Below are 826 nucleotides of genomic sequence, written 5' to 3' on the forward strand. Positions count from 1 at the left end.
TCCTTGCCGTCACGCAGCAGCTTGGCCTTGCCCAGCTCGAACTTGTAGTCGTATTCGTCCAGCACCAGCGGCACATTGCCGCGCAACAGGCGCATGTAGACCGGGCCCTTGTGCTCGGCAATCGCCGGTACAGCCTGTTCCAGATCGAGCGCATCGCACGGATCGACCACGGTCAGCCCCGGAATGCCGCGCACCATGGCGATGTCCTCAGTCGCCTGGTGGCTCGGGCCATAACCGGTCGTCAGGCCGGGCAGGGCACAGGCCACTTTCACATTGAGGTTTTCCTCGCAGATCACCTGATGCAGGAAGTCGTAAGCGCGACGGGTACCGAAAGCAGCGTAGGTGGTGATGAACGGGGTGAAGCCTTCCTTGGCCATGCCGCCGGCAGCGCCCATCAAAAGCTGTTCAGCCATGCCCATCTGGAAGAAACGCTCCGGGTGGGCATCGCGGAAGATGTGCAAGTCGGTGTACTTGGCCAGGTCGGCGGTCATGCCGACGATGTCCTGGCGGGTCTTGGCCAGCTCGGCCAGTGCATGGCCAAACGGTGCCGGCTTGGTCTTCTGGCCTTCGCCGGCGATGGAAGCGATCATCGCCGATGTGGTCAGGCGGGGTTTCTTGGCGGTAGCGGTGCTCATCATGCGTCTCCTGTCACTTGGGATTCATCCAGAATGGCGATGGCCTGCTGCCATTCGGGGGCATCGACGCGGATGAAGTGGTTCTTGTCGCGGGTTTCAAGGAAGGGCACGCCCTTGCCCATCAGGGTATCGAGCAGGATGACGCGCGGCTTGGCTTCCTGGAGATTGCGTGCGGTATCGAAGGCATCGAG

1 protein-coding gene and 1 pseudogene are annotated in these 826 nt (G+C 62.1%); both read right to left on the reverse strand.

Going from position 1 to position 826, the window contains the following annotated elements:
• The coding region (locus tag AC0KVQ_RS16490) for a transketolase family protein (RefSeq protein ID WP_473422287.1) at positions 1-638 on the reverse strand (638 nt) is incomplete at its 3' end.
• Positions 635-826: pseudogene (locus tag AC0KVQ_RS16495) on the reverse strand (transketolase); the annotation flags it as partial. The pseudogene AC0KVQ_RS16495 and the gene AC0KVQ_RS16490, both read right to left, overlap by 4 nt.

The sequence above is a fragment of the Formivibrio sp. oc-25 genome (genome assembly GCF_055810895.1).